At 72.1% G+C, this 25,300-nt stretch carries 26 protein-coding genes; 16 read left to right on the forward strand and 10 right to left on the reverse strand.

Translation table 11 applies throughout. From position 1 onward, the window contains the following. The first annotated feature begins 87 nt into the window (after positions 1–87). A complete protein-coding gene (locus tag ACIRQH_RS11070) occupies positions 88–1,023 on the forward strand; it encodes a hypothetical protein (RefSeq protein ID WP_404225290.1) in 936 nt (311 codons plus the stop codon). Between the two features lie 32 nt (positions 1,024–1,055). On the opposite strand, the gene ACIRQH_RS11075 is transcribed toward ACIRQH_RS11070, so the two are convergent. Beyond that, complete coding sequence (locus tag ACIRQH_RS11075; protein ID WP_404225292.1) at positions 1,056–1,853, reverse strand: class I SAM-dependent methyltransferase; 798 nt, start codon at positions 1,851–1,853, stop codon at positions 1,056–1,058. 145 nt (positions 1,854–1,998) lie between these two features. Between ACIRQH_RS11075 and ACIRQH_RS11080 the strand changes: the two genes are divergently transcribed. Beyond that, positions 1,999–2,802: a DUF427 domain-containing protein gene (locus ACIRQH_RS11080; RefSeq protein WP_404225293.1), complete on the forward strand. Its 804-nt coding sequence runs from the start codon at positions 1,999–2,001 to the stop codon at positions 2,800–2,802. A 158-nt stretch (positions 2,803–2,960) separates the two neighbouring features. On the opposite strand, the gene ACIRQH_RS11085 is transcribed toward ACIRQH_RS11080, so the two are convergent. Then, complete coding sequence (locus tag ACIRQH_RS11085) at positions 2,961–3,566, reverse strand: hypothetical protein (protein ID WP_358816034.1); 606 nt, start codon at positions 3,564–3,566, stop codon at positions 2,961–2,963. 549 nt (positions 3,567–4,115) lie between these two features. On the opposite strand from ACIRQH_RS11085, the gene ACIRQH_RS11090 reads away from it, so the two are divergent. The 6 genes from ACIRQH_RS11090 to ACIRQH_RS11115 all read left to right on the forward strand — a co-directional run bounded on the left by ACIRQH_RS11090 (position 4,116) and on the right by ACIRQH_RS11115 (position 10,238). Next, the gene (locus ACIRQH_RS11090; RefSeq protein ID WP_404225295.1) at positions 4,116–5,138 is read left to right on the forward strand and encodes a phosphotransferase family protein; all 1,023 of its coding nucleotides are present in this window, start codon (positions 4,116–4,118) and stop codon (positions 5,136–5,138) included. A gap of 55 nt (positions 5,139–5,193) precedes the next feature. After that, positions 5,194–5,727, forward strand: a complete 534-nt coding sequence (locus ACIRQH_RS11095) for a VOC family protein (RefSeq protein WP_388873495.1) — start codon at positions 5,194–5,196, stop codon at positions 5,725–5,727. A gap of 98 nt (positions 5,728–5,825) precedes the next feature. Further along, complete coding sequence (locus ACIRQH_RS11100; protein ID WP_388873630.1) at positions 5,826–6,632, forward strand: SDR family oxidoreductase; 807 nt, start codon at positions 5,826–5,828, stop codon at positions 6,630–6,632. Between the two features lie 114 nt (positions 6,633–6,746). Beyond that, positions 6,747–8,282 (forward strand): CHAD domain-containing protein, encoded by a 1,536-nt coding sequence (locus ACIRQH_RS11105; RefSeq protein WP_404225297.1) that lies wholly within the window; start codon positions 6,747–6,749, stop codon positions 8,280–8,282. Between the two features lie 117 nt (positions 8,283–8,399). Beyond that, positions 8,400–8,858 carry a DUF2255 family protein gene (locus ACIRQH_RS11110; protein ID WP_404225299.1) on the forward strand — a complete coding sequence of 153 codons (459 nt, stop codon included), beginning with the start codon at positions 8,400–8,402 and terminating at the stop codon, positions 8,856–8,858. Between the two features lie 447 nt (positions 8,859–9,305). Further along, positions 9,306–10,238 (forward strand): TauD/TfdA dioxygenase family protein, encoded by a 933-nt coding sequence (locus tag ACIRQH_RS11115; RefSeq protein ID WP_404225301.1) that lies wholly within the window; start codon positions 9,306–9,308, stop codon positions 10,236–10,238. Between the two features lie 33 nt (positions 10,239–10,271). On the opposite strand, the gene ACIRQH_RS11120 is transcribed toward ACIRQH_RS11115, so the two are convergent. The 3 genes from ACIRQH_RS11120 to ACIRQH_RS11130 all read right to left on the reverse strand — a co-directional run bounded on the left by ACIRQH_RS11120 (position 10,272) and on the right by ACIRQH_RS11130 (position 12,310). After that, positions 10,272–11,207 (reverse strand): M48 family metalloprotease, encoded by a 936-nt coding sequence (locus ACIRQH_RS11120; RefSeq protein ID WP_388873483.1) that lies wholly within the window; start codon positions 11,205–11,207, stop codon positions 10,272–10,274. After that, the gene (locus ACIRQH_RS11125; protein WP_358816042.1) at positions 11,204–11,575 is read right to left on the reverse strand and encodes a BlaI/MecI/CopY family transcriptional regulator; all 372 of its coding nucleotides are present in this window, start codon (positions 11,573–11,575) and stop codon (positions 11,204–11,206) included. The genes ACIRQH_RS11120 and ACIRQH_RS11125 overlap by 4 nt, the downstream gene beginning before the upstream one ends. 177 nt (positions 11,576–11,752) lie before the next feature. Then, a complete protein-coding gene (locus ACIRQH_RS11130) occupies positions 11,753–12,310 on the reverse strand; it encodes a TetR/AcrR family transcriptional regulator (RefSeq protein ID WP_388873480.1) in 558 nt (185 codons plus the stop codon). 78 nt (positions 12,311–12,388) lie between these two features. On the opposite strand from ACIRQH_RS11130, the gene ACIRQH_RS11135 reads away from it, so the two are divergent. Then, entirely contained in the window at positions 12,389–13,666 is a 1,278-nt protein-coding gene (locus ACIRQH_RS11135; RefSeq protein ID WP_388873477.1) for an MFS transporter, read from the forward strand. A 60-nt stretch (positions 13,667–13,726) separates the two neighbouring features. Here ACIRQH_RS11135 and ACIRQH_RS11140 read toward each other — a convergent pair whose 3' ends face one another. Further along, a complete protein-coding gene (locus tag ACIRQH_RS11140) occupies positions 13,727–13,936 on the reverse strand; it encodes a hypothetical protein (protein ID WP_404225304.1) in 210 nt (69 codons plus the stop codon). Between the two features lie 230 nt (positions 13,937–14,166). Between ACIRQH_RS11140 and ACIRQH_RS11145 the strand changes: the two genes are divergently transcribed. Further along, complete coding sequence (locus tag ACIRQH_RS11145; RefSeq protein WP_404225306.1) at positions 14,167–14,793, forward strand: sugar O-acetyltransferase; 627 nt, start codon at positions 14,167–14,169, stop codon at positions 14,791–14,793. 45 nt (positions 14,794–14,838) lie between these two features. Here the strand turns inward: ACIRQH_RS11145 and ACIRQH_RS11150 are convergent, their stop codons facing one another. The 4 genes from ACIRQH_RS11150 to ACIRQH_RS11165 all read right to left on the reverse strand — a co-directional run bounded on the left by ACIRQH_RS11150 (position 14,839) and on the right by ACIRQH_RS11165 (position 18,053). Beyond that, positions 14,839–15,258, reverse strand: a complete 420-nt coding sequence (locus ACIRQH_RS11150) for a CBS domain-containing protein (RefSeq protein ID WP_404225714.1) — start codon at positions 15,256–15,258, stop codon at positions 14,839–14,841. 197 nt (positions 15,259–15,455) lie between these two features. Then, complete coding sequence (locus ACIRQH_RS11155) at positions 15,456–16,424, reverse strand: ArsR/SmtB family transcription factor (RefSeq protein WP_404225308.1); 969 nt, start codon at positions 16,422–16,424, stop codon at positions 15,456–15,458. Positions 16,425–16,659: 235 nt separating this feature from the next. Further along, positions 16,660–17,241, reverse strand: a complete 582-nt coding sequence (locus ACIRQH_RS11160; protein ID WP_388873467.1) for a hypothetical protein — start codon at positions 17,239–17,241, stop codon at positions 16,660–16,662. 92 nt (positions 17,242–17,333) lie between these two features. Next, positions 17,334–18,053 (reverse strand): DinB family protein, encoded by a 720-nt coding sequence (locus ACIRQH_RS11165; RefSeq protein ID WP_388873465.1) that lies wholly within the window; start codon positions 18,051–18,053, stop codon positions 17,334–17,336. A gap of 243 nt (positions 18,054–18,296) precedes the next feature. Here ACIRQH_RS11165 and mgrA point away from each other — a divergent pair, with 243 nt between their 5' ends. The 6 genes from mgrA to ACIRQH_RS11195 all read left to right on the forward strand — a co-directional run bounded on the left by mgrA (position 18,297) and on the right by ACIRQH_RS11195 (position 25,209). Then, on the forward strand, positions 18,297–19,346 hold the full coding sequence (gene mgrA / locus ACIRQH_RS11170) for an L-glyceraldehyde 3-phosphate reductase (RefSeq protein WP_388873462.1): 1,050 nt from the start codon (positions 18,297–18,299) through the stop codon (positions 19,344–19,346). 273 nt (positions 19,347–19,619) lie between these two features. Then, a complete protein-coding gene (locus tag ACIRQH_RS11175; protein WP_404225310.1) occupies positions 19,620–21,089 on the forward strand; it encodes a PepSY-associated TM helix domain-containing protein in 1,470 nt (489 codons plus the stop codon). A gap of 58 nt (positions 21,090–21,147) precedes the next feature. Next, positions 21,148–21,801 (forward strand): DUF5134 domain-containing protein, encoded by a 654-nt coding sequence (locus ACIRQH_RS11180; protein WP_404225313.1) that lies wholly within the window; start codon positions 21,148–21,150, stop codon positions 21,799–21,801. Between the two features lie 296 nt (positions 21,802–22,097). Further along, positions 22,098–22,352: a hypothetical protein gene (locus ACIRQH_RS11185; RefSeq protein ID WP_388932424.1), complete on the forward strand. Its 255-nt coding sequence runs from the start codon at positions 22,098–22,100 to the stop codon at positions 22,350–22,352. Further along, positions 22,352–24,670 (forward strand): heavy metal translocating P-type ATPase, encoded by a 2,319-nt coding sequence (locus tag ACIRQH_RS11190; RefSeq protein ID WP_404225315.1) that lies wholly within the window; start codon positions 22,352–22,354, stop codon positions 24,668–24,670. Before ACIRQH_RS11185 ends, ACIRQH_RS11190 begins: the two co-directional genes overlap by 1 nt. A 20-nt stretch (positions 24,671–24,690) precedes the next feature. Continuing rightward, positions 24,691–25,209 (forward strand): copper chaperone PCu(A)C, encoded by a 519-nt coding sequence (locus ACIRQH_RS11195; RefSeq protein WP_404225317.1) that lies wholly within the window; start codon positions 24,691–24,693, stop codon positions 25,207–25,209. The last annotated feature ends 91 nt before the right edge of the window (positions 25,210–25,300 follow it).

Consider the following 25,300-nt stretch of genomic DNA (forward strand, 5'->3'; position numbering starts at 1 on the left):
CGCCGAAAAGGTGCTCAGTGGACCACCACGCGAAGGGCGGGGACGCCGGCCACGACGTCCTGCCTCGTACTCATCGAGGAGGCACTGATGCGGGCCACCGCGACGATCGAGGCGGCGGGCGCGGCGCAATCGTCGTACGCCCTGCCCCGCACCGAGGGCGCCGGAGAGCCTGTACGGGCGCCGGAGGCCCCGCCGCCGTGGCGTGACCTCGGGCTGTCGTCCATGTCGGCGATGCTGGTCGTCTCCCTGAGCCGCGCGGGAAGCCGTTCGTTCCAGGCCGTCTGCCAGTGGCCGCGCTGGCATCCCCTCAACGAACACGCCCTCGCCGTGACGCACCACCCGCTGATCCTGGTCGAGTCGACCCGCCAGCTCGCCGCCCTCGCGCAGAACCGGTATCTCCCGGTCGCCGACTCCGCTCCACTGCGGCCCACGTCGGTCGCCCTGGGGACGGATCCGGAGACACGGCCGATCGAGACGGGCGGCGCCACCGACGTCGCCGTGCGGGTCACGACGAGCGATGTCGCCGTGCGCTCCGGCCGACTGGCCGGCTACCGGATCACGGCCGAGTACTTCCACGCAGGCTCGCGATTCGGCGTGTGCGCCATGGTGTTCGCCCCCGCCTCGCACGCTGCTCCGGAACCCGGGGTGGGCACGCTCACCGGCCTGCTGCATCCCGCGGCCGCGGCGGTGGGAGCGGCCGCCGACCCCGACGTTCTCCTGGCGCGAGCGCCGCAGGGACGCCTGGTGATCGTTCCCCGTGACCCCACCCACCCCGTGCTGCTCCCCGGCCACCCTCGCGAGCTGCCCCTGCACGCGGTGCTCGAAGCAGGCCGACAGGCGGCCCTGCTGTACCAGGGGCGGCTCGCCTCGGCCGTGGTCGGGCTCGCCGCCCAGGTCCGTGGCCCGGTGCCGTGCCGGGGTGCGGTGATCGACGTGGCGCCGGAGCAGAACGGGGCGCGGTTCCTCGTCACGGCCGAGGGGCTCGACGTGGCCTCGGGGACGGTGACGCTGGCGGGGGCCTGATCCGCCGCGTCGGGCAGAGTTCGTCGGCTGTCTCAGCGACGGGCACCCATCGCCCGCCGGTCGTCCGAGCCGCCGGTCGACGGGGGGACCTCCAGGACGAAGAACAGGAAGGTGGTCCTCGTCGCGAGGTCGTGGAAGGCGTCGGGGAACAGCTCGCGGGCGGCCGGGTCGGGCCGCGGTTCGTCGATGGCGGAAAGACGGAAGCCCGCGGCGGTGAAGGCCTCCGTCATCGCGTGCAGCGGTTTGCGCCAGAACTTCATCGGCATGGACTGTCCCTTGAACGTCCAGGTGAAGGTGTAGCTGGTGGTCGCGAAGTAGTCGGGCCGAGGATCCTGGAACGTGTAGGCCACGAAGGGGTGCTCCACCGACGCGATCAGCCGGCCGCCCGGCCTGAGCACGCGCCGGAGTTCGGCCAGCGCGGGCCCCCAGTCCTCCAGGTAGTGGAGCACCAGCGACGCGACCACGTCGTCGAAGGCGCCGTCGGCGAACGGCAGACGCTCGCTCAGGTCGGCGACGCGCAGGTCGACGTCGTCACCGAGCCGCCGTCCGGCCAGCTCCAGCATCCCGGCGCTGACGTCGATGCCGGTGACGACGGCACCGCGGTCGAGGAGCGCGGCGGACAGCGGGCCCGAGCCGCAGCCGGCGTCCAGGATCCGACGGCCGGTCACCTCTCCGGCGAGGGCCACCATCGCGGGGCGCTCGTAGTAGGCGTTGACGAGGCTGTTCTCGTTCTCCGCCGCGTACGCCTCGGCGAAACGGTCGTAGTCGTTCACCGGGTCCTGATCCGCGGACCGTGGGAGGCTTTCGGGCACGTCGGTCACGTGTTCCATCGGCGCAGCCTAGTGGTCACATGATCCGCGTGACAGGCCTCGGTCGGCACCGCAAGTGCGGGCGTTCTCCTTGCGGCCGAGAAGCTGACCTCGACCCGTGGCAGGGTGGGAGTGAGCCGGTGAGCCGTCCTAAGGAGAGCCCCGCATGTCCACGATTCCCGCCGCGCGTGACGTCAGGACCACCCCGGAAGGCCTTCTGTGGGCGCCGAGCGAACGCTGGGTGCGAGGCCGCACCGGCGGGATCACCGTCGTGGACAGCAGGAACCCCGTCCTCGTCTGGGAGCCGGGAGTGCCGGTCCCGCTGTACGCCTTCCCGCGCGGAGAGGTCCGGGAGGACCTCCTCCGCCCGGCGAAGAGCCCCCGCACGGGCACCCACACCGGATCGCGGATCTTCTACGACGTCGAGCTGGACGGCGACCTGCTGGAGAACGCGGCTTGGACGTTCCCGGCCGACGAACTCGCCGGGCACATAGCCTTCGAATGGTTCCGGCGCGCCGGCCGGGGTCTGGAGCACTGGTACGAGGAGGAGGAAGAGATCTTCATCCACCCCCGCGACCCGTACAAGCGTGTGGACGCCGTCCCCAGCAGTCGTCATGTCCAGGTCGAGATCGACGGCACCCTCGTCGCCGACACGCACCGCCCCGTCCTGCTCTTCGAGACCGGCCTCCCGACCCGGTACTACATGCCGCGCGAAGACGTCCGACTCGACCTGTTCCAGCCCAGCGACCTGAGCACGGGATGCCCGTACAAGGGCACCGCCACGTACCGGGCGTGGCAGGGCGCCGGCGACGAACCCGAGAACCTCGTCTGGAGCTACCCGGAGCCCCTGCCCGCGGTGGCCGCCGTCAAGGACCTCCTCGCCTTCTACAACGAGGCGGTCGACATCACCGTGGACGGCGAACGTCTGGACCGGCCCGTCACCCCGTTCACCTCGAAGCGCGCCGGCTAGCGCCTGCCACCATGGACACCGGCCGGCAAGGACTCGGTCGGCGGCGGCGGACGGCAGGGGAGGCTCACCAACCTCTCGAAGCCCAAGATGGGGGCCTTCCACGTCGCCGCACTGCCCCAGTTCATCCCTCCGGGCACAGGTAGAACGCGGGCCCCCGGTCAGGGCCGAAGGCCCGCGCGTCGGAGCGTCAGCGTCGACAGGTCGGCGATGACGTCCGGATCCCCGCGTCGCCAGGCGTCGGCCAGGCCGCCCGGCGGAGTGGGAATGGCGGACAGCGGCCGCTGCGGCCCGGTGAGCGCGCGCAGCGCGAGAAGATCGGCGCCGCCGGGGGCGTCGAGGAGGCGACGGGTGGTGGCGGTACGGCGGATCCACCGCAGCCGCGGAACGAGCCACAGCACCAGGATGACAGCGGTCGGCAGGACGATCAGGGCGATCGTGGTGAGGGTGGCGACGTGGCCCACGGTGTCCTGCAACGACTGTCCGGCGTCGGCGAGGCTGGTGCCGGCGTCGGCCGCGGACTTGAGCGGCTTCTTCAAGGAGTCCCCGACGAACGGGACCTTCGAGGCCGCGTTGCCGGCGTCGTCGAGACCGGAGGCAAGACTGTCGCCCGCGCTCTCGGCCTTCCGCCCGGGCTCGGCCAGCGTCAGGATCGCGTCACGGACGACCAGGGCGAACTTCACCGTGATCGCGATGAGGAGCAGAGCGATCAGATCCGCGATCAGCTGACGACCCCGGCGCGCTGGGGTCTGGGCGTAGAGACGCATGGACGTGCTCCTGTTCCGACGGTGACATCGATGAAGGCCGACTCCGGCCGGGTGGCACTGCGGTCGTGCTTGCGGGGGGGACGGCGAGGCTGAGCGGGTGGCTTGACGGTACGTGGGACGCGCGGACGATATCGGGGTACGCGCGTCCTGGGCCGGTCGCGTCCACCACCGAGCGCTCGCCGGGCGGATCCGTCGGCCGGCCGCTCTCCAGGGAGAAGGCCCCGATTCCCCGGGTGCGACCGCACCGCCGGGCCGCCGTGGAGGCGGTGTCGCGTCCGGTGGACCGAGCTGTCCTCACGGTGATGTCCCGCCGCTCCCCGCCCGGTCCTGTGCCCCTGTCGGGGAGAGTGTGCCCGGTCGCGGCCCAGGTACCCGTCCCCGCATGCCCGCCTCGGCCCTGGCGTACGGGTCCGACAGTGCGGCGGCGACGATCCGGTCGTTCGTGGCGCCGGTTCCCGTCACACCAGCGGTCGGCCCGCACGTACGTCCTCGTCGGTAGGCTGCCCCGACCGCCCTGGACCACGACGACGGGCGGCGGGGAGGCGGGACATGGACGCGGTACGCAGAGCTGTGACCCGGGACGACCTCGACGGCGTCGCGTGTGCGGCCTTCGGCAACGGGCGGCGCCTCACGGGAGTTTCACGCCTGCGCGGCGGCAGCAAGAAGGGCGTGTACCGCCTCGTCCTCGACGACGACTCCACCGCCGTCGCCTACATCTGGGACGAGTCCGAGAACTACTGGCCCACCACGGAGACGGACACCGACCGCCACGCGGACCCGTTCTCGCCCGCCTCCGGCCTCGACCTCTTCGAGGCCGCCCACCGGCGTCTGCGTCAACTCGACATCCGGACACCTCAGTTGCTGCTGGCCGACCGGAGCGGGAGCCGCTACCCGGCGGACGTCGCGGTGGTCGAGGACGTGCCCGGGGACAACCTGGAGTCCCTGCTCCGGCAGGACCCGAGCAGGGCAGCTCCGGCGATGGCCCGACTGGCCGAGGCCCTGAGCGCGATGCGACAGCATCTCGCGCCGCGCTTCGGGAAGGTCGCTCTCATCGACGGAGGCGGCTCCTCCGAAGGCGCCTCCTGCGAACAGGTCGTCCTCGACCGAGCCCTCGACGACCTGACCGAAGCGGCCGCCCGTGACCCACGCCTGTCGGCGTCGCACGACCGACTGCGCTCCGTCGTCGGCGAGCTGGCGGCGCGGGTGCGTACGCGCTCGCGCTACGGACTCGTCCACGGTGAACTCGGCCCGGATCACGTGTTGGTGGACCGGAACGGGCAGCCCGTTCTGATCGACATCGAAGGGCTGATGTTCTTCGACGTCGAGTGGGAACACGCGTTCCTCCGCCTGCGCCTCGGCGAACACTACGTCGGGCTGAGCAGCGGCGACCTGGACGAACACCGCATGACCTTCTACACCCTGGCGATGCACCTGTCCCTCGTCGCCGGGCCCCTGTGCCTCCTGGACGGAGACTTCCCCGACCGCGACTTCATGCGGGGAATCGCCGAGCACAACCTCCGGGAGGCACTGACGTTCCTGCCCGCGCCCCAAGGCGGACAGGAACTGACCTGATCCGCGCCTATCGTCCCCGCTGAAGCCGTGACCGACAGCTGGGAGACGAACCGTCATGTCCGAGTACAGCAGCGCCGCTCCGACGGGCTACACCACCGTGGCACCCTGGGTCGTCACCGACGACACGGGTGCGTTCCTCGACTTCGTCACCGGGGCGTTCGGGGGCGAGGAGCTCGGCCGGGTGACGACCGAGGACGGTCTGATCGGCCATGGCGAGATCCGGATCGGGGACACCGTCGTCCTGGCCTTCGACCGGCACGCCGACTGGCCCACCCTGCCGAGCCTGTTGCGCGTCTTCGTCGCCGACGCGGACACGGCGATGACACGGGCCGTGGCAGCCGGCGGCGAGGTCGTCACGCCCCTGTCCGACGACGCCTTCGGACAGCGCGGCGGACGCGTCAAGGACCCCTTCGGCAACATCTGGTGGGTGATCAGCCACATCGAGGACGTCCCCGAGGACGAGATGTGGAAGCGACTGAAGGAACCGGCCTACGCCGACGCGATGCGCGTGGCCCAGGAGACCCTCGACGCGGAACTCGGCGGCCGGAACCACGGACACGGCAGCGCACCGGTCAGGCCGAGGGGCTGAGGCCGCCGCCCCGGTCGGCTCGTCGCTCGCTTGACGCCTCGCTCAGGTCAGGTCTTCCTCGAGAAACCAGGGGGAACCGCGCAGCCGTGCCTGCCACCATGGAGATCATGACCGACGTGACGCACGAGCGGAGTCGCCAGGGCGGCGAAGAGGCCGGGCGTCCGCTGGCCCTGGTCACCGGGGCCGGCCGTTCCGCGGGCATCGCCGCTTCCGTGGTCCTCGATCTCGCACGGGCGGGCTGGGACGTCGCCCTCACGTACTGGACTCCGTACGACGCCCGGATGGAGTGGGGCATGGAGGCCGGGGCGCCCGGGGAGTTGGAGAAGAAGGCGGCCGCACTCGGCGCGCGAACCCTGGCGATCGAGGCGGACCTGTCCGACCCGGCCGTCCCCGCCCACCTCTTCGACACCGTCGAGCACGAGCGCGGGAACGTGACCGCGCTGATCCTCTGCCACTGCGAGTCCGTCGACTCCGGGCTTCTCGACACCACCGTGGAGAGCTTCGACCGGCACTTCGCCGTCAACGCGCGGGCCACGTGGCTGCTGATCCGGGAGTACGGGCTTCGCTACAGGGGACGGCACGGGAGCGGTCGGATCATCAGCCTGACCAGCGACCACACCGCCGGCAACCTGCCGTACGGAGCGAGCAAGGGCGCCATGGACCGGATCACCCTGGCCGCCGCCAGTGAACTCGCCCACCTGGGCGTCACCTGCAACGCGATCGATCCGGGCCCGACGGACACGGGATGGATGACCGACGCCCAGAAGACGGACACCATCGCCGCGACTCCGCTGGGACGCCTCGGACTGCCGCGGGACTGCGCGCATCTCGTGACGTTCCTCTGCTCGGCCGACGGAGGATGGATCAACGGCCAGCTCGTTCAGAGCAACGGGGGCATCGGGTAGGCGCTGGGGGACGAGGGCGCGGTGCGCCCTGGTGAGGCGGCAGCGCGTGCGCGGCAGCCGCGAAACGCACGCACGTACGGGTTTGATCTCCGCAAATAGGTCTACGCGGTCTGTATGGCCCATTCGACCCGCGAGACAGAACGCAAGTACGCGCCGCCAGCCGATGGCATGTCCTGGCCGCCCGACCTGGCGGGCGTGGGCCCCGTCGCCGAGCTCGCGGACCAGGGGGTGCAGGACCTGGACGCCGTCTACTACGACACCGAGGACCTGCGCCTCTCCCGTAGCCGCGCGTCCCTGCGGCGCAGGACGGGCGGTACCGACGCCGGCTGGCATCTGAAGCTGCCGCTGCCGGGCGACAGCCGCGAGGAGATCCAGGCGCCCCTGTCCTCGGAGGAGGTCCCCGAGGAACTGCGCGACCTCGCGTTCTCCCGTACCCGCGGCGCGCCCCTCCGCCCGGTGATCCGCATCCGTTCGACCCGCTCCTTGCACCACCTGCTCGGCGCCGACGGCGAGGTCCTCGCCGAACTCAGCGTGGACGACGTGACCGCCGAGGCCCTGCTCGACGACGGTGGGCGCGCGACATGGAAGGAGATGGAGGTCGAACTCGCGGAGGACGGCGACCCCGCCCTTCTGGACACCGTCGAGAAGGCTCTGCGCGAGCACGGAGTCGACCGGGCGCAGAGCCCGTCCAAGGTGGCCCGCGGACTGCGGGAGACCACGTCCCTCCTGAACGGCACGACGGACACGCGCGGCGACGTCACCCCGGGATCGGCCGGTGACCATGTACTCGCCTACGTGGACCGCCTGGCCGGCGCCCTCAGGGACCTGGATCCCGCCGTGCGACGCGAACTGCCCGACTCCGTGCACCAGATGCGGACCACGGCTCGCCGCTTGCGAGGCTGCCTGCGCTCCTACCGTTCGGTCCTCGACCGCGAGGCCACCGACCTCGTCCGGCAGGACCTGAAATGGCTCGCCAACGAACTCGGTGTGGAACGCGACCACGAAGTACTCCGCGAGCGGCTGACCACCGGGGTGAGCGAACTGCCCGGCGAGCTCGTCCTCGGCGCGGTCGAGGCGCGCCTGCGGACCTGGGACGCGGCGCAGCGGACCGAGGCCCGTCGCCGGACCCTCGACACGCTCGCCTCGCCCCGCTACCTGAACCTCCTGGACAACCTGCAGGCACTGACGGACGCCCCGCCACTGCGCGCCAAGGCGGCCGGTGAACCCGAGAAGGTCCTGGTCAAGGCGCTCCTGAAGGAGTACGAACGGCTCGCGGCCCGGATGGAGCCCGCTCTCGACATGACGCCCGGCCCCAAGCGGGACGCCGCGATCCACGACGCGCGCAAGGCCGCCAAGCGGCTGCGCTACGCCGCGGAAGCGGCCCGCGCCGCCCTGGGGAAGCCGGCCGCACGTCTGGGCAAACGTGCCAAGGCCGTGCAGCAGGTCAGCGGTGCCCAGCACGACAGTGTGGTGACCTCCGACGTACTGCGAGACCTGGCGGTCGCGGCGCACGCGGCCGGGGAACCGGGCTTCACCTGGGGCCTCCTGTACGGCCAGGAGCGGGCCTCGGCCAGGTCCCGCGAGCGCCGGCTTCCCGAGGCGTGGGCCCGTGTGCGCGCGGCGGCCCGGCCCAGGAAGCTGCGCGGCTGACCCCTCGATCGCTCCCGTACGGCAGTGCCTGGTCCGCGCGGACGCGAGACCGCGGGCCGGGGGCCTGCGCTCGATTTCCGCTGGCGGACCCGACGCCGACGGGTGACGGTGGGGCTGATGGCAGAGGTGCCCGGCACAGGTGCCGTCGACGAGGCTTCCGCGACGCAGGTACGCGGGCCCGCGTACGACGGGGAAGGAACGGATATGACGAACTGGAACGACAGCGAGCTGGGGAAGATCGGCGCCGCCGAGGAACTGGAACTGCGGTCCGAACGCGCCGACGGCACGCTGCGCACCCCCGTCACCATGTGGGTGGTCCGCGTCGGCGACCAGCTCTACGTCCGTTCGGTCAAGGGCACCGAGGGCCCCTGGTACCGAGGGACGCGATCCCGCCACGAGGGAGTCGTCGAGGCGGGCGGTGTCCGGAAGGACGTCACCTTCGTCGAGGCAGGGTCCGGCGAGCACGACGATGTGGACACCGCCTACCGTGCCAAGTACGGGCACTACTCGACGATCATCGAGACCGTCCTCACCGAGCAGGCCCGCACCTCGACGCTGCGGCTGGAACCACGCTGACGCCGCGCGGGGCCGCCCGTCACCTGGGCGGCCCGTCCGGATGCGGTCCCCTTCCGCAGATCATCGAAGACGCCGCCGTTCCACAGCGTGGACGGCTCCTGGTGCGATGCCGTCCCGCTGCTGTACAACTTTCCTCGTGATCCACGAAACGTTGGTGCGCCGCCTGGTCGTCGACCTGTGCCGCCGCTCTGTTTCGTGTTGTTGATCCTCCACGTCTGAGGCACCGCAGCCCCGTCCGGGACCTCCCGACCGAGCTGAGCCTCGATCCCGCTGCCGTCGCGCGTACCCGCCGGCGGCCCGCGAGGCCTCCCTCCGAATGCGGTCCCGACCAGCACCTGTCGCGGTGTCCGCCACACCCACGCGGCGGACGATGCCGTGTTCCCAGGAGTCCACGCGGTGGTGCTCAGCAAGCGTCCGAGAGACCAACCCGATGGAAGGAGCGACGGCATGACCGTCATCAGCGAGCAGACGCACGAGGCAGAGTCGATCCGACCGCACCGGTCCGACAGCGCCGGACCGCGCGTCGTCCCGCTCGGGCCGAGCTTCGGCGCCGAGGTGTACGACGTCGACCTCGGCCGACTGGACGACGACCAGGTCGCGGCGCTGCGGGCGGCACTCGTCGCGCACAAGGTGCTCTTCCTCCCCGGCCAGGACATCGACGACCGCGCGCAGATCGACTTCGGCCGCCGACTCGGCGAGCCGACCGTCGGCCACCCGGTCCACGACTCGGGCGACGTGCCCGACGAGGTGTACTCCCTCGACAGTCAGGACAACGGCTTCGCCGACGTCTGGCACACCGACGTGACGTTCGTACGCCGTCCCCCGGCCGTCTCCGTCCTGCGCGCCGTGGTCCTCCCGCCCCGCGGCGGCGACACGTCATGGGCGGACAGCCAGTTGGCCTACGAGTCGCTGACGCCCGCACTGCGCGCACTGATCGACCCGCTCACCGCCGTGCACGACGGCAGCCGCGAGTTCGGCTACTACCTCGCCCAGAAGCGGAAGGGCCGCGGAAATCTGTGGGATGGAGAGGTGTTCACGGACCTCGTCCCGGTGGAGCATCCCGTGGTCCGCGTGCATCCGGAGAGCGGCCGCAAGGGCCTGTTCGTGAACCCGGGCTTCACCTCGCACATCACCGGGGTCTCCGAGCACGAGAGCCGCGGCATCCTCGACATCCTCTACGCCCACCTCACCAAGCCCGAGCACACCGTCCGCCACCGCTGGCAGCCCGGCGACGTGGCGATCTGGGACAACCGCGCCACCTCCCACTACGCCAACCGCGACTACGGCGACCAGCACCGCGTCATGCACCGCATCACCCTGCGCGGCGACGTTCCCGTCGGTCCTACGGGGACGGCGGCGTCCCCGGGCTTCGGGGACTAGACGGCCGTTCCCGCCCCGGCAAGACCGCCGGTTTCAGTGCGACGGAAGCTCGCCCTGGGCGATCTCGACGCCGTGATGCACCGAGACGGCCCCGGCCAGGGCGGAGCTGCCGGCCAGGCCGATCACGGTCGCGACGATCAGCAGGGCGGGGGCCAGGCGTCGGGCGGGTGCATGCGTGAGGAGCGCCTTCACCCGCGCGGGGATCGGTCCGCCGACGGCGCCCGGGGTGAAGCTGGGCAGCACCCTGCGCGCGCGGGTGGTGGCCAGCGCCGCGTGCCCGACGGCGTGCGCCGTCAGCGTTCTGTCGCCCGCGGTGCGCGCCGCGGCCTCGTCCGCCGCGCGCTCGGCCGCGAACGCCACATGACGCGTGACGGCCGCGAGCGCCGGATGGCACCAGCCGGCCAGTTGGGCGGTGGCGAGGAAGAGGTGATGCCGTCCGGCGAGGTGGGCGCGCTCGTGGGCGAGCAGGACTCCTCGCTCGCCGGGGGTCAGCGCGCGCAGCATGCCGGTGGTGACCACGATCCGGTCGGCACGGCGACGGCCACCGGGCAGGGCGTAGGCGTCGGGCCGGGCGTCGTCGATGACACAGAGACCGCCGGCCTCCGGGACCCCGGCGACGTCGAGGCGAGCAGCACGCAGCCGACGTACCTCCGAAAGGGCCCTGCGCACGGCGGTGACGCACATGACCGCCAGGGCACCGCCCGCGAGGACCGAGACGCCCATGACCAGAGGCGCGGGTCCTGCGTCGAGAGGGTGGATCAGATGCGCGAGACCGGCGATCGCGGGGACGGAGAGGGCCAGGGGAAGCAGCAGGACGCCCAGGCACGCCAGGACCCCCACGGCCAGCGCCGCGGACGCGGAGGTGAGGACCCACAGGGCGGTCTCGGGGCGGACCCGTTCGACCACGCGGCGGGCCGGCAGGGGGAGCGCGAAGGGCAGAACGAGCGGAACGAGCAGGAGAGCGATCATCGCCCGCCCCCTTCCAGGAGGCGTCGCAGCTCGGCCTCGTCGTCGGGGCTGAGGCGCTCGACGAAGCGGGCCAGCGCCATGCTCCGGTCGCCGTCCTGGTCGAGCTCGCGGTGCATCCTCCGGGCGGTCAGGCCGTGAGAGTCGGCGACGGGGAAGTAGGCGTACCCGCGTGCGGCGGGGCTGCGTCCCACCGCACCCTTCTCGTGCAGACGGACGAGCAGGGTGGCCACGGTCGTGCGGGCCAGGGGCTGCGGTATGGCCGCTCTGACCTGCGCGGCCGACAGCGGCTTCCCCGCGGTCCACAGAACCGCGAGCACGCTGGCCTCCAGCTCGCCCGCCGGCCTGCGCTCACCGTCGGAGTCCGTCATCGCTTCGTCCTTCCCCGAAATCGCCTGCGGCACCGTGTGCCGACTACAAAATGGTAGACGCTCGGCTCGCCGGACAACCCGGGGAAGACCAGAACGTCCCGCTACAACGGGCCGGCGGCCTGCGGGGGCGCGTCCCGGAGAGCGGTCGCGCGGTTCGATCCGCGGGCCTGGAACCGGTCAGGACGCCGCGAGGAACGTGTCCACGAGCCGACGTGCCCAGTCGGGCGAAGCGGGCCGGGCGCTGAAGATCGCCCGGTAGTACAGCGGGCCGAGCAGCGAGTCCACGGCGCTCTCGACGTCCGGCGCGTCCCCGCCCCGGGACCGCTCGCGCTCGATGATGGCGCTGAGCTGTTCGTGGCGGTCCGCCGTGCAGGCACAGCCCCCCTCCGGCCCGGAGCCGATCGTGGCGCGCATCAGCGCGAGGGTGTCCGGGTCGGCGAGGTCGGTCGCCACGTCCTCCATCCACCGCTCCAGGTCGCCGTTGAGCGAACCGGAGTCCGGCACGACCACATCACCGCTGAACCTGCTGGTGGCGACGTCGTTCAACAGCTGCGCGGCCGAACCCCAGCGCCGGTAGACGGTCGTGGCGTGCACGCCGGCGCGGGTGGCGACGGCGGGGATCGTCAGGGGCTCGGTGGGCTCCTCCGCGAGGAGTTCCCCGACAGCGCGGTGGACGGCGGCCCGCACCTTCGCGGAGCGGCCACCGGGACGTACCTGAGCTGAAACGTCAACCATGACGGAATTATCGCACTGATCGCTGCGTTAGTGCTAGCGTCGTTAACGCATTGATCGCTGCGTTTGGAGAGAGTTGCCATGCCCGGTTCCGCCCCGCCCCAGAGCAAGACCTCCCCGCCCGCCGTCGACGCCCCGCCCGGCCGCGGCCGACGGGAGCTCGGCCGGCCGGCCGCCTTCGTCGCTCTGGCCGTGGTGTTCGTCCTCTTCATGGCCGCATCCAGTGCGCCGTCCCCGCTCTACGTCGTCTACCAGCAGGAATGGCACTTCTCCGCGACCACTCTCACCACCGTTTTCGCGGTCTACGTGCTGGGGATGATCGCGGCCCTCCTCGTCCTGGGCGCCCTCTCCGACCACCTCGGCCGCCGCCCGGTCCTGCTGTCCGCCATCGCCCTCGAAGCCGTGTCGATGGTCCTGTTCCTCACCGCGGACGACATCATTCCGCTGATGATCGCGCGACTGGTCCAGGGCATCGCGACCGGCGCCGCCATGACCGCCCTCGGCGCCGCGCTCGCCGACCTCAACCCGGCGCACGCCCCACACCGGGCCGGCGTCGTCACCGGCGCCGCCCCCACCTTCGGGCTCGGGCTGGGCGCCCTGGGCTGCGGATTCCTCGTCCAGTACGGGCCGCACCCGACCCGTCTCGTGTACGCGCTGCTGCTGGCAGGCCTGGTCGTCGCCGGGGCGCTGCTGCTGGCGCTTCCCGAGACCTCGCTCCGCCGCCCCGGTGCCGCACGCTCGCTGCAGCCGCGCCTCAAGGTCGCCACGCACCTGCGGGCCGACCTGCTGGGACTGGTGCCGATCCTCGTCGCGAGCTGGGCGCTCGGCGGTCTCTACCTCTCGTTGGGGCCGTCCGTCGCCGCCGGACTGTTCGGACTCTCCAACCACGTCGTCGGCGGACTGGTCGTCACGCTCCTGACCGTGCCGGCGTCCTTGACCGCACTGGCACTGCGCGGCTGGCCCGTCGGGCGCACCCTGGCGCTCGGTGCGAGCCTCCTGCTCGCCGGCACCGCCGTCGCCCTGTCCGGGGTCGAGGACCACTCCCTGACCCTGGCGGCGCTGGGCACCGTCATCGCGGGCGTCGGCTTCGGCGCCTCGGCCCTCGCCAGCTTCGGCACCCTGGCCCGGATAGCCGCTCCGGCCGAACGCGGCGAACTGCTCTCCGTCGCCTTCGTGATCTCCTACGTGTCCTTCAGCGTGCCCGCCGTGGTCGCCGGCATCGCCGTCACCCACACCGGGCTGCACGAGACCTCCGTCGTCTACGCGGCGACGGTCGCCTTCCTGGCCGCCCTCGCCCTGATCGCCCAGTGGCTCCGCTCGCAGCGCACACCGGCCCGGCGCACCTGCCCGCAGGCGTGACGGACCCCGGCGGGGCGTGACGTGGGACGCGCAGTCTGATGTCCGCCTGCCCGGCGGGTGTCAGGCTGCGTCGACTTGCCGCTCGCCCCGACTCGTCGGCTCGGGCGCGGCGGCGTCCGCCTTGGCGCCCTTGATCAGGCGGAGATGTCGGAAGCGCGCGTGCCGTGCCGAGTGGGTCGGCGCGTCGTTGAGTACCCGGTCTTCGAGGCGGTCCATCGCGTAGAGCAGAGCTCCCTGGGCCGGCAGCAACAGGAGAGCGACCACTGTCACCACCATTCCCCCTTCGGTCGACGTCGATCGGCGGGTGCCCCGGAGTCGCCGTGATCACTGGATCCATTCCGTGGAGGTTTGGTGACCGACGGATGCGGCGCAGGGGGCTGCGGGGTGAACCGGCCCGGCAGTCGTCCGTAACGCCGATGCGTCCGGCTCCGTCCAACACGTAGTCTCTGAGCCGGAGTTGACGAGGAACGCGCTGTGCCCACGCTGGGGAGGTCGGACCGATGGACAGTTCCGCCGGATCGCAGGCGGGCCAGGAGGAGGTCCTCGCCCGGATAGCCAAGGGCCTCGTCTACATGGAGTCCGAAGCGGCGTTCCAGAACTCCCGGCGCCGCACCGACGAGATCTTCGCGTACAACCACACGCCGCCGAGCGAGCCCGAGAGGCGGCGCGCCCTGCTCCTCTCCGTCCTGGGTTCCGTGGGAGAGCGCACGGTCCTGCTGCCGCCCTTTCACGCGGGGTTCGGAAGCAACGTCCATATCGGCGACGACTTCTTCGGCAACGTGAACCTGACGTTCGTCGACGACGTGGACATCCGCATCGGCGACGGCGTCATGATCGCGCCCAGCGTCACCCTGACCACGACCGGACACCCCGTACATCCCGCGCGACGCGTGGACTTCGCCCGGTTCTCGGAGCCGATCGTGATCGAGGACAAGGTCTGGATCGGCAGCAACGCGGTCGTCCTGCCCGGCGTCCGCATCGGCTACGGATCGGTCATCGGTGCCGGCAGTGTCGTCAGCCGCGACGTTCCGCCCATGAGCGTCGCGGTCGGAACCCCGTGCCGGGTGCTCCGCCGGGTCACGGACGAGGACCTGAGGACACGCACCGTCGGCGACCTCAACGGCTGAGAAGGCCTCCGGGGGCCCGCGTACGCGCACCGGCGCCCCTGTCCGTCATTCGTTGGGCGCGGCGTTGGTGATCGCGGAGAGGACGGAGTCGGGCTCGTTCTCGACGGCGATGTCCCCGAGGGTGACGATGCCGACCGGGTGGCCGTCGTCGACGACGGGGATGCGCCGGACGGCCCGTTGACGCATGAGGCCGATCGCCCGGTCGAGATCGTCGTCGGGGGAGACGGTCACCAGTACGTCGCTACAGGCCTGTTCGGCCGTCACCTGGTCGATGTCGCCACCCTGGCACATCACGCGGACCACCAGATCCCGGTCGGTGACGACGCCGCGGAGTCGCCCGCGCTCGGTGACCAGCACGGCGCCGATGTCCTCGTCGCGAATGTACCGGGCGACCTCGGTGACGGGAGTCCGGGGCGAGACCGACCGCGGGGGACCGGTCATCACGTCACGCACTGCCTCGACCATCGCATCGCCTCTCGCCATGAAGACAGGTCCCTTCGCTTCCATCAGCCGTCCGGGCACCTCGACTTCGTCGATCACCGTTCCGCGCGTACCCGGTCGGCCTGTGCTTCGAGAAGCACAAGTGCCCACGGACGGCGTCGGCAGTCGGGACGGGGTGACCGAGTTCTCGGCTCCGCGCGGTCCGGGCGCCTCAACTCCCCTCAGATCAGCCGCGATCCCGGGTCCAGCAGTGCCAGGCCCAGCGGGGTGACCGTGTGGACGACCGTCTTCCCGTCGCGCCGGCTGGTGATCAGGTCCGCCTTGCGCAGGACGGAGGTGTGGTGGCTCGCTGTCGCCGGCGAGATCTTCAGAGCGCGGGCCAGATCCGTCGTTCCGCGGCCTCCGACGGTGGCGCGCAGGACCGCCGCCCGGGTGCGTCCCAGCAGATCGTCGAGCGGGTCGGCGCCGGGTGTGCCGATCCCGTCCCACAAGGTCGTGCCGTCGAGCGTGTCACGCACGCTCGGGATGGCCAGTACGGGTGGCTGGTCCGGGTCCAGTGGTGCCTGGAGGAGTTCGATCTCCTGCGAGGAGAACAGGGTCGGTGCGATGACGAGACCCCGCCCGCCCAAGTGCACGTCCTCGTCCCGTGGATGCCGTATCTCGAGCACCGGTGGCCGCCAGCGGACAAGGGGCCCGCAGAGCGACGCGAGGAGAAGGTCGACACCCCCCTCGGCCAGGGAACTCACGTACGCGGCACGGGCCTCCGCGAGATGGGCGCGCACCTTGGCCCAGTACGGCGCGACGGTCAGGCCGTGACAGGCCCGCAGGGCCGACGCGACCTGGAGGCGGGCCTCACGGTCGCCGTCCACCAGGTTCCGCGCGAAGGACCGGTACGCGGGATGGAAGTCGATGTTCTGGAGCTCGATGCGCACCAGGTCGCGCGGTGCTCCGAGGAGATGCTCCACCGCCTCGTCGATGGACGCCGAACGGCCCGCCAGGCTCACCACGTCGACAAGCGGCCCTCGGGACGGCATCAATGCGGCCAGCGGGAGAGCCTGTTCGCGCACTCGGCCGCGGACCGCCACCTGCCAGCGCCGGAAGGCGAGACCGCCGCCGCGGTCCATCAGCATCCGCACGCTGTCGAACGTCTCCGCCGCCACACCGATGGTGGGGGCCACGCGGGTTCGCATGAGATCCCCGGCAGTGAAATGGATCCGCTTCACCGAGTGCCCCGTCCGCTGTGCAGCTGTACGCACAGCAGTCTCGTTTCACGGCGGCGACCTCCGCAACGATCAATCAGGCCAGAGATGTCGGCGGCACCGGCCCGGTGACGCCGGGACCGGCGAACGGATGTGACCGGCTCTGCCGGTGCCGGTGCCGGTTGAGGTCCGGTCGGTGGTGAACGCCCGTGTCCACCAGGCCCGTTCAGATGCCCCGCGCGTCCGCCAGAACACTCGCCTGCTCCATCATGCGTGTCGGTTCACGGCCGTCGGCCCAGGCGTCGTTGAAGGTGGGCACCGACTCCACCGACGGGCCGAACTTCCGGCGGATCGCCTCCAGGAGCACCTCCATGGCCTGCGCCTCCAGACGGCGGTCGCCGCCGGACTCCCTGCGGATCGCGCCCTGTGAGCACAGGGCCCCGTCCTCGTCGACCAGCGCTCCCGCGCACCAACCCGCCTCCCGCAGTCGCAGGGAGGCTCGGTGCAGAAGTCCCGCGACCGGCGTCGTGTACGGACAAGGGGGTCGGGTCGGCGGGATGGGAGCGGGAGCGGGCGCGGTCGGGATCCGGGACCAGTCGACCGGCATCGTGTCGATGTGAGCGGTGTTGACCTCGTAGGCCAGCGCCGCCACCGTGAGCCGGGCGTCCATGTGCCGCTTGGCCGCCTCCATCCGTGCCTCGAGCCCCGGGCGGCGTCCCTGTTCGGGGCGCCCGTCGGGGGGCGCCGGAGCGCCGCTCGGGGGATCTGTCGGGACCGGGGCCGGTGTCGCGTGTGAGGAGAGCTGCATGCTGGATGGATTCCAGGCGGACGCCCGCGCCCAGCACCGCCGGACGGGTGACGCAGGGCACGGAGCCGCCGGGAGCGCAACTCGGGCGGGGCCTACCCGGTGGTCGTCGAGCGGGCCCTCCACAGGTCGCGGAGCAGTGCGATCTCGGCCATGTGGTGGATGAATTCGAGGTTGGCCCCGGCCAGGACGGAGACGTACGGGTCGTCGGGGTCGGAGCCGTACGGGTACTGCGAGAAGCCGACCGTGTCGAGCTGCTCCTCGGTGACGGTGCCGACGCTGTCGCGCCAACGGTCGATCAGGGCCCAGAACCGTTCGAGCGCCAGGTCTGCCGAGGGCGTGAAGTCGACCAGCAGCTTCGGCTCCCGGCGCTGTTCGCCGAAGGTCCACTCCCACCCGCCCCGGAAGTGGAAGTGCAGGTGGGCGATGCGCCACGCGATGGTCGTGACCGGTGTCTCGTCGGGCTCCGGCTCACCGGTGTGCGCGAGGACCTCCCGCACCCGCTCGACGCTCACACTCCAGTCCTCGGCGATCTTGTCGACCGTCATGCCGTCCGCGGCCTGCCGCGCGACCTCGGCGTACTCGCTCGCCGGGATGTCCGCGGCGCCCAGGTCCATCACCCACTCGCCCGGCCCGAACGCCCTGGGCGTCTTCGCCTCGGCGCGGGGGCGGAGCGACCAGCTTCCCGGTACCGGCTCCCACAGGTACTCCTCGTCACCGAGTCCCGTGAGCCGTACCTGGGCCGCCTCTCTCGCCTTGTCGAACTGTTCCAGCAACAGGCCCAAGCGATCCGTGCGCGTGCCCTCGGTCCCCATGTCCGGCCCCTTCCGCGGTCGCGTGTCGTGCCCCACACCGGGCAGGGCGGAACCTAACGGCTCCGGGCACGGAGGCGCGACCCATTTCCCGCCCGGGAGGCGGGCGTCGCGATTCATGCACCGCGCCGCTGAATCGCAGCGGACCCAGCGGTTGGACTTCGCCACGGAGGCGGCGCAGAGTTGACTCGTACCCCTTTCGATCAGCGAAAAGGGCCGATACCTGTCGCCGGCGGAGAACACACCATGAGCCACGTCCCTGATCCCAAGCGCTACGACGGCGCCATGCGCTACCGGCGCACCGGCCGCTCCGGACTCGACCTGCCGCTCCTGTCCCTCGGGTACTGGCACAACTTCGGTGACGACAAGTCGTTCGAGTCGCAGCGGGAGATCGCCCTGCGGGCGTTCGACCTCGGGATCACGCACCACGACCTGGCGAACAACTACGGCCCGCCGTACGGCTCGGCGGAGATCAACTTCGGCCGGCTGATGCGACAGGACCTGAAGCCGTACCGCGACGAGCTGGTCGTCTCCACGAAGGCGGGCTGGGACATGTGGCCCGGCCCGTACGGCCAGGGCGGCGGCTCCCGCAAGTACATGCTCGCCTCGCTGGACCAGTCCCTCAGCCGAATGGGCCTGGACTACGTCGACATCTTCTACTCGCACCGGCTGGACCCCACCACGCCGCTGGAGGAGACAATGACGGCCCTGGACACCGCGGTCCGCCAGGGCAAGGCTCTCTACGTCGGCATCTCCTCCTACGACACGGAGCGCAGCCGCCAGGCGGCGGCCATCCTGCGTGAACTGGGCACGCCCCTGCTGATCCACCAGCCCTCGTACAACATGCTCAACCGGTGGGTGGAGACCGACGGCCTCCTCGACGCCGCCGACGACGAGGGCTTCGGCGTCATCGGCTTCACCGCCCTCGCGCAGGGGCTCCTCACCGGCCGCTACCTCGACGGTGTCCCGAAGGACTCGCGGGCCGCCCAGGACAAGTCCTTCGACACGGGGTGGCTCTCCGAGGAGACCCTGCGCCGCCTGCGGGCCCTCAACGACATCGCCGGCCGGCGCGGCCAGAGCCTTGCCCAGATGGCACTCGCCTGGGCGCTGCGCGACGAGCGGGTCACCTCCCTCGTGATCGGCGCCTCCCGTACCGAACAGTTGGAGCAGAACGTCGCTGCGCTCGACAACCTCGACTTCTCCGAGGAGGAGCTGCGCGAGATCGACGAGCTGACCGCCGGCAGCTTCAGCGTCGACCTGTGGAGCGATGCCCGCCAGGGCACTCTCGGCAGCTGACCCGCCGATCGAGCCCCCTCGCCGAACGGCCCCGATGTTCCGCCCGCCTCTGGTGCCCCGTACGCACGCGTACGGGGCACCACGCGTCGGTGGGACGCCGGAAAGGAACGTGGACCGGCCCGGGAACTCGCCCGTGTCCCCGTACGACTGTCTGAGGGCAGCGGCCGAAGTGCGGCCGGTGCAGGGCGGTGTCGCGGCGGGTCTCCGGCGGACGTCGCCCTGCCCTGCACCCTGACGGCGCCTTGTGCGCCGCCGACAGAGCGAGGTCCGACCATGTCCGTCAGCTCCGAGATACCCGATCTGCCCGACGCGGGCACCGAGAGACCTGAGGCCGGGGTCCGACCGCCCGCACCGGCGGGGCGTCGGACGGGTCTCGGCGCGCTGCTGGTGCGGCTCCACTTCTATGCCGGCGTCCTCGTGGCGCCGTTCCTGCTCGTCGCCGCGGTGACCGGCCTCCTCTACACCTTCACGCCACAGCTCGACGCGTTCGTCCACGACAAGGAGTTGAGCGTCGCCCACACCGGCGACAGGGTCATGCCGCCGGCCGGACAGGTGGCCGCCGCACGGGCCGAGCACCCGACCGGCACGCTGGTCGCCGTCCGCCCTGGAGGGGGCGAGGCGACCACGCAGGTGGACTTCGCGCTGCCCGGGCTGGGCGAGAAGGCGCACACGGTCTACGTCGACCCGTACACGGACGAGGTGACGGGGCAGCTGACCACCTGGTACGGCAGCACTCCGCTGACGACGTGGCTGGACGACCTCCACCGGAACCTGCACCTGGGCACGGTCGGCCGGTACTACTCGGAGTTCGCCGCCAGTTGGCTGTGGATCCTGGTCCTCGGCGGGCTGGTCCTGTGGTGGCGCCGGCACCGTGGAACCCGGACGGCACGGCGACTGCTGCTGCCGGACCGGGCGGCGAAGCAGGGGGTACGGCGCACCAGAAGCCTGCACGCCGTGACGGGTGTGTGGCTCGCGGTCGGTCTGCTGGCCCTCTCCGCGACCGGCCTGACCTGGTCGCGCTTCGCCGGCGAGCACTTCTCCGAGGCGCTGGACGCACTGCGGTCCGATACCCCCGGGGTGTCCACCACCCTGTCCGGCTCGTCGGCGGGTGCGACGGTCGGCCACGACCACGACGCTGGTGGGAAGGACCCCCACGAGACCAACGATGTCGATCCCGCGGCCATCGACGGAGTCCTCGCCGCGGCCCGGGCCGCGGGCCTGGACGGTCCGGTGGAGATCGCCGTACCGCAGGACGGCGCCACGGCATGGACCGTTTCGCAGACCCGCAACCTGTGGCCGGTCGGTCGTGACAGCCTCGCGGTCGACGCCTCCACCGACCAGGTCGTGGACCGGGTGGACTTCGCCGACTGGCCGTTGCCGTCCAAGCTGACGCGCTGGGGCATCAACGTCCACATGGGGACCCTGTTCGGCCTCGCCAACCAGGTGCTGCTGGCCGTCCTGGCCGTGGGCCTGATCTGCGTGATCCTCTGGGGATACCGCATGTGGTGGCAGCGCCGTCCCACCCGCGCCGACCGCCGTGCTCCCTTCGGCGCGCCGCCTGCCCGCGGTGCCTGGCGCGGCGTGCCGTCGGCGGGCCTCGCCGTCGGTGTCGTCGCCGTCGTGGCGCTCGGCTGGGCACTGCCCCTGTTCGGTGTCCCGCTGGCCGCGTTCCTCGTCGTCGACCTCGCCACCGGAGTCGTGCGACGCCGCCGCGTGACGCGGCCTTCGGGGGGCCGACCGTGACGAGCGAACGGGCACCGGAACAGAACACCGACGCCGTACGGCGGTCAGGAGTGGACTCGTGATCGCAGCGAGCGGACTGCGCTGGACCCTCACCCTGGTGTTCGCCCTGACGACGGCTCACGGGTTCTGGCGCGCCGTCATGCCCGCCACCGGCAGGGCCGATCGGGTGGACCACGCGCTCCACACCGCCATGGGCCTCGCGATGATCGCGATGGTCTGGCCGTGGGGCATGGCCTTCGCGGCGGGACCGCAGGCCGTGGTGTTCGTGGCCGGCGCGCTGTGGTTCATCTGCGCCGCGCCGTTCCGTGGCGGCGATGGAACGCGATTCACGGCACTGCCCGGCGCGCTGGCCCAAGCGGTCCTGATGGGGGCCATGGCCTGGATGGTGACGCTCATGGACTCCGGAGGAACGGGCGACGGAACCGGGGGCGGCGGCGCCATGCAGGGCATGCCGGGAATGGACATGTCGGGGGGCGCGGGGGCGGCCACCATGACGCTCACCGCAACCGGTCCGAAGGCGGCGGCAGGACTTCTGGCCCTCGCGTCGCTGGGGTTCGCGCTGTGGTGGCTGACGCAGGCCTTCGACCGTGCCCGGGCCGTGCCCGCGACCGCGGCCGGCCCGGTGCCGGGCGGCGGCGAAGCGGCGCTGGGCCCGGCGTGTCACGCGGCCATGGCGCTCGGGATGGCGGCGATGTTCGTCCTGTTGCTCTGAACCAGCCTGGGGCCAGGCGTCGTTGACGCGACCGGGGGACGCCGCCGGGGGTCCGGCCGGGGGCCCTGCCCCGAGCGGTCGGCCGTGTCCACCGGCCGCGGCCGACGTGCGCCCCCCGGACGCGCGATCGCTTCGCGCCGCTCGGCGCCGGGCGAGTGGGACGCGCGTGACGCGTGTGGCGCACGTCATAATTCGTCGTCGGAACTCGGCGCCTCTTCCGTCCGACTTCTCAACCGGCGCGGCGCTTCAACCACCGCTTGCCGCACAAGAGTTCGAGACAACGAGGAAGGCCGACCATGGCCGAGTCCCGACAGCCGTCCGGCGCCGCGGGAGCGATGCCGCGCAACGGCATGATCCCGCCCGCGCTGTGCGGGTTCCTGCTGCTGCTCGCCCTGGCGTTCTGGGCGTCGTACGCCGTGGGGTCGGCCGCGGGCCCGGTCGCGCCCGGCATACACGGCACGAGGACCGGTGACGGGACCGGCGGTAGTGGAGACGACGGAGACGGCGGCATGGAGAACATGCCGGGTACGACCCACGGGCACGGTGGGTGATGGCGGCCGGACCCACGACCCGCCTGACGGTCACCGACCTCACCGTCGGCGGGATGACCTGCGCGGCCTGCGTCCGCCGCGTGGAGAAGAAGCTCGCCAAGCTGGACGGCGTCACCGCGACCGTCAACCTGGCCACCGGCCTCGCCCGCGTCAGCCACCCCGACGACGTGACACCACAGGACCTCGTCACCGCGGTCGAACAGGCCGGCTACCAGGGCGCCTTGCCCACGCCTCCCGCACGAGCGGACGAACCGGCGGATGCCGACGGCACCGACACCGCGGAGGCCACGTCCCGGCGGGAGCGCGAACGGCTGCTGATCACCGCCCTGCTGGCTCTCCCGGTTCTCGTCCTGTCCATGGTGCCGGCCCTGCAGTTCCGCGACTGGCAGTGGCTGTGCTTCGCGCTGACCGTCCCGGTCGCCGTGTGGAGCGCCTGGCCCTTCCACGAACGGGCGGTACGGGGGCTGCGGCACTCCGCGGCCACCATGGACACCCTGGTCTCGCTCGGGGTGGTCGCCTCCTTCTCGTGGTCGGCCTACGCCCTGTTCCTGGGGGGAGCGGGCGACCCCGGCATGCGGATGCCGTTCAGCCTGCTGCCCTCCGCGTCGGACGGGACGGCGCACGTCTACCTGGAAGCGGCGGTGAGTGTCCCGCTGTTCGTGCTGACCGGACGGTTCCTGGAAGCACGCGCTCGCCGCGGCACCGGGGCGGCCCTGCGGTCCCTGGCCGAACTGGCCGCCAAGGAGGTGTCGGTGCGCGACGCGAACGGCGAGCGCTCGATCCCCGTCGAGGCGCTGCGGGTGGGCCAGGTGTTCGTCGTGCGTCCCGGCGAGCGGGTCGCCACCGACGGCCTGGTGACGGAGGGCAGTTCCGCCCTGGACCTGTCGCTGGTGACGGGGGAGAGCGAGCCGGTCGAGGTGAACCCCGGTTCGGCCCTGATGGGCGGGGCCGTCAACGCCGGCGGCCTGCTCCTCGTACGGGCCACCGCCGTGGGCGCGGACACCCGGCTCGCCCGCATCACCCGGCTGGTGACGGACGCGCAGGCGGGCAAGGCCCGGGCGCAGCGGCTCGCCGACGCGGTGGCCGGCGTGTTCGTGCCGGTCGTCCTGACCATCGCGGTGAGCGTCCTCGGCTTCTGGCTCGGCGCCGGGGCCGACCCACAGGCGGCGATCACGGCTTGCGTCGCGGTGCTCGTCGTCGCCTGCCCCTGCGCGCTGGGCCTGGCCACCCCGACGGCCCTGATGGCCGCGACCGGCAGAGGGGCCCAACTGGGCGTGCTGGTGAGCGGACCGCAGACACTGGAAGCGCTCCAGCACGTGGACACGGTCGTCCTCGACAAGACCGGCACCCTGACGTCCGGTCACATGACCGTCGCCCGGGTGACCGCGGCGTCCGGCGGCATCGGACAGGAGGCCGCGCTCCGGCTGGCGGGGGCGGTGGAACAGGGCTCGGAGCATCCGCTGGGGCGGGCCGTCACCGCGTACGCCCGTCGCTCGGCCGACGGCGCGACTCTTCCGGCGGTCGAGGACTTCGCCGCGACTCCGGGGCACGGGGTACGGGGCCGGGTGGAGGGCCGTACGGTCCAGGTGCGGGTGCCGGAGGGTGAACTGCCACAGGTTCTCGCGGACGCCCTCTTGGCCGCGGAGACCGCCGCCCACTCGCCTGTCCTGGTGCTGGTGGACGGCCGGGCCGAGGCGCTGATCGCGGTCGGGGACGTCGTACGGCCCGGCAGCTACCGGGCCGTCGACCGGCTGCGGCGGCTCGGGATCCGCCCGGTCCTCGCCACCGGCGACCGCGAGGCGCCCGCACGGGCCGTGGCCGGGGCGCTGGGCATCGACGAGGTGCACGCCCGCTGTTCCCCGGAGGACAAGGCCGCGTTGGTCCGCCGGTTGAGGGAGGAGGGCGCACGGGTCGCGGTCGTCGGTGACGGTGTGAACGACGCCGCCGCGCTCGCGGGCGCCGACCTCGGCATCGCCATGGGCGGCGGGACGGACGTCGCGATCGGCGCCGCCGACCTGACACTCGTCCGCGGGGACATCGAGGCCCTCGGCGACGCGGTGCTCCTCGCCCGGCGCACGCTGGGGACGATCCGCGCCAACCTGGTGTGGGCCTTCGGATACAACGTCGTCACCGTGCCGCTCGCCATGGTCGGGCTGCTCAACCCCATGGTCGCGGCCGCCGCGATGTCCGCCGGCTCGGTCCTGGTGGTGGGCAACAGCCTGCGCCTGCGGGCCTGGCAGCCCACCCCGGCCCGACGCGGACCGGCCGCCGCCCGCCGCGGCCACGGAACCCGACCGGTAAGGGCCGGTGTGCGATGAGGAGCCTGGGGAGGCGTGCGGTGACGGCGCTCGGCGGCCACCGGCGACGGCTGACGGATGCCGCCCTCGCGGTCCTCGTTCCCGTCGCCGCGTGCAGCATGGCCCTGGCGTTCCTGACGACCTGGGTACGGACCGGCGAGGCGGGCAGTCCCGCGCACATCACCGTCACCGAAGGACGGTTGCTGCTGCCGTCGGCCGGTGTGCCGCAGACCGCGGCGTTCTTCCGCATCGACAACGACGGCGGCTCGGCCGACCGGCTCCTGAGCATCAGCTCGCCCGACGCCCCGGGCGGTGTCACCCTCTCCCGGCACCGGATGACCGGTGGGAGCGCGGCCTACCGGGAGACCATCGAATCCGTCGCGATACCGGAGGGCACCGCCCTCGCGATGTCGCCCGATGGGGTGGACCTGACGCTCTCCGCGGCAACCGTCCGATGGCGTCCGGGCGACCTCGTCCCCTTCACCCTCGATTTCCGGCGCGGCGGGAGCATCGAGGTGTTCGCCGTGGTGGTCCGCCCGGGAACGGCCTCGTTCTCGTAGTCGTCCCGGCCACCCGTCGAGTTCCCGGGCAACTCCTGTGACATGAGCCACTGTCAGACCCGTGAGGTGCTCCCGCACACACCCGCGTACC

The sequence above is a fragment of the Streptomyces sp. NPDC102279 genome, from assembly GCF_044766365.1.
GTDB lineage: Bacteria > Actinomycetota > Actinomycetes > Streptomycetales > Streptomycetaceae > Streptomyces.

What these genes read in the sequence shown, in the direction of transcription:
- mgrA (WP_388873462.1), top strand. Translation starts at nt 18,297, where the DNA reads ATGAGCCACGTCCCTGATCCCAAGCGCTACGACGGCGCCATGCGCTAC.
- ACIRQH_RS11145 (WP_404225306.1), top strand. Translation starts at nt 14,167, where the DNA reads ATGGACAGTTCCGCCGGATCGCAGGCGGGCCAGGAGGAGGTCCTCGCC.
- ACIRQH_RS11185 (WP_388932424.1), top strand. Translation starts at nt 22,098, where the DNA reads ATGGCCGAGTCCCGACAGCCGTCCGGCGCCGCGGGAGCGATGCCGCGC.
- ACIRQH_RS11130 (WP_388873480.1), bottom strand. Translation starts at nt 12,310, where the DNA reads ATGGTTGACGTTTCAGCTCAGGTACGTCCCGGTGGCCGCTCCGCGAAG.
- ACIRQH_RS11085 (WP_358816034.1), bottom strand. Translation starts at nt 3,566, where the DNA reads ATGCGTCTCTACGCCCAGACCCCAGCGCGCCGGGGTCGTCAGCTGATC.
- ACIRQH_RS11090 (WP_404225295.1), top strand. Translation starts at nt 4,116, where the DNA reads ATGGACGCGGTACGCAGAGCTGTGACCCGGGACGACCTCGACGGCGTC.
- ACIRQH_RS11190 (WP_404225315.1), top strand. Translation starts at nt 22,352, where the DNA reads ATGGCGGCCGGACCCACGACCCGCCTGACGGTCACCGACCTCACCGTC.
- ACIRQH_RS11075 (WP_404225292.1), bottom strand. Translation starts at nt 1,853, where the DNA reads ATGGAACACGTGACCGACGTGCCCGAAAGCCTCCCACGGTCCGCGGAT.
- ACIRQH_RS11175 (WP_404225310.1), top strand. Translation starts at nt 19,620, where the DNA reads ATGTCCGTCAGCTCCGAGATACCCGATCTGCCCGACGCGGGCACCGAG.
- ACIRQH_RS11125 (WP_358816042.1), bottom strand. Translation starts at nt 11,575, where the DNA reads ATGACGGACTCCGACGGTGAGCGCAGGCCGGCGGGCGAGCTGGAGGCC.
- ACIRQH_RS11120 (WP_388873483.1), bottom strand. Translation starts at nt 11,207, where the DNA reads ATGATCGCTCTCCTGCTCGTTCCGCTCGTTCTGCCCTTCGCGCTCCCC.
- ACIRQH_RS11070 (WP_404225290.1), top strand. Translation starts at nt 88, where the DNA reads ATGCGGGCCACCGCGACGATCGAGGCGGCGGGCGCGGCGCAATCGTCG.
- ACIRQH_RS11105 (WP_404225297.1), top strand. Translation starts at nt 6,747, where the DNA reads ATGGCCCATTCGACCCGCGAGACAGAACGCAAGTACGCGCCGCCAGCC.
- ACIRQH_RS11080 (WP_404225293.1), top strand. Translation starts at nt 1,999, where the DNA reads ATGTCCACGATTCCCGCCGCGCGTGACGTCAGGACCACCCCGGAAGGC.
- ACIRQH_RS11160 (WP_388873467.1), bottom strand. Translation starts at nt 17,241, where the DNA reads ATGCAGCTCTCCTCACACGCGACACCGGCCCCGGTCCCGACAGATCCC.
- ACIRQH_RS11115 (WP_404225301.1), top strand. Translation starts at nt 9,306, where the DNA reads ATGACCGTCATCAGCGAGCAGACGCACGAGGCAGAGTCGATCCGACCG.
- ACIRQH_RS11150 (WP_404225714.1), bottom strand. Translation starts at nt 15,258, where the DNA reads ATGGTCGAGGCAGTGCGTGACGTGATGACCGGTCCCCCGCGGTCGGTC.
- ACIRQH_RS11135 (WP_388873477.1), top strand. Translation starts at nt 12,389, where the DNA reads ATGCCCGGTTCCGCCCCGCCCCAGAGCAAGACCTCCCCGCCCGCCGTC.
- ACIRQH_RS11110 (WP_404225299.1), top strand. Translation starts at nt 8,400, where the DNA reads ATGGCAGAGGTGCCCGGCACAGGTGCCGTCGACGAGGCTTCCGCGACG.
- ACIRQH_RS11100 (WP_388873630.1), top strand. Translation starts at nt 5,826, where the DNA reads ATGGAGATCATGACCGACGTGACGCACGAGCGGAGTCGCCAGGGCGGC.
- ACIRQH_RS11095 (WP_388873495.1), top strand. Translation starts at nt 5,194, where the DNA reads ATGTCCGAGTACAGCAGCGCCGCTCCGACGGGCTACACCACCGTGGCA.
- ACIRQH_RS11155 (WP_404225308.1), bottom strand. Translation starts at nt 16,424, where the DNA reads ATGCGAACCCGCGTGGCCCCCACCATCGGTGTGGCGGCGGAGACGTTC.
- ACIRQH_RS11165 (WP_388873465.1), bottom strand. Translation starts at nt 18,053, where the DNA reads ATGGGGACCGAGGGCACGCGCACGGATCGCTTGGGCCTGTTGCTGGAA.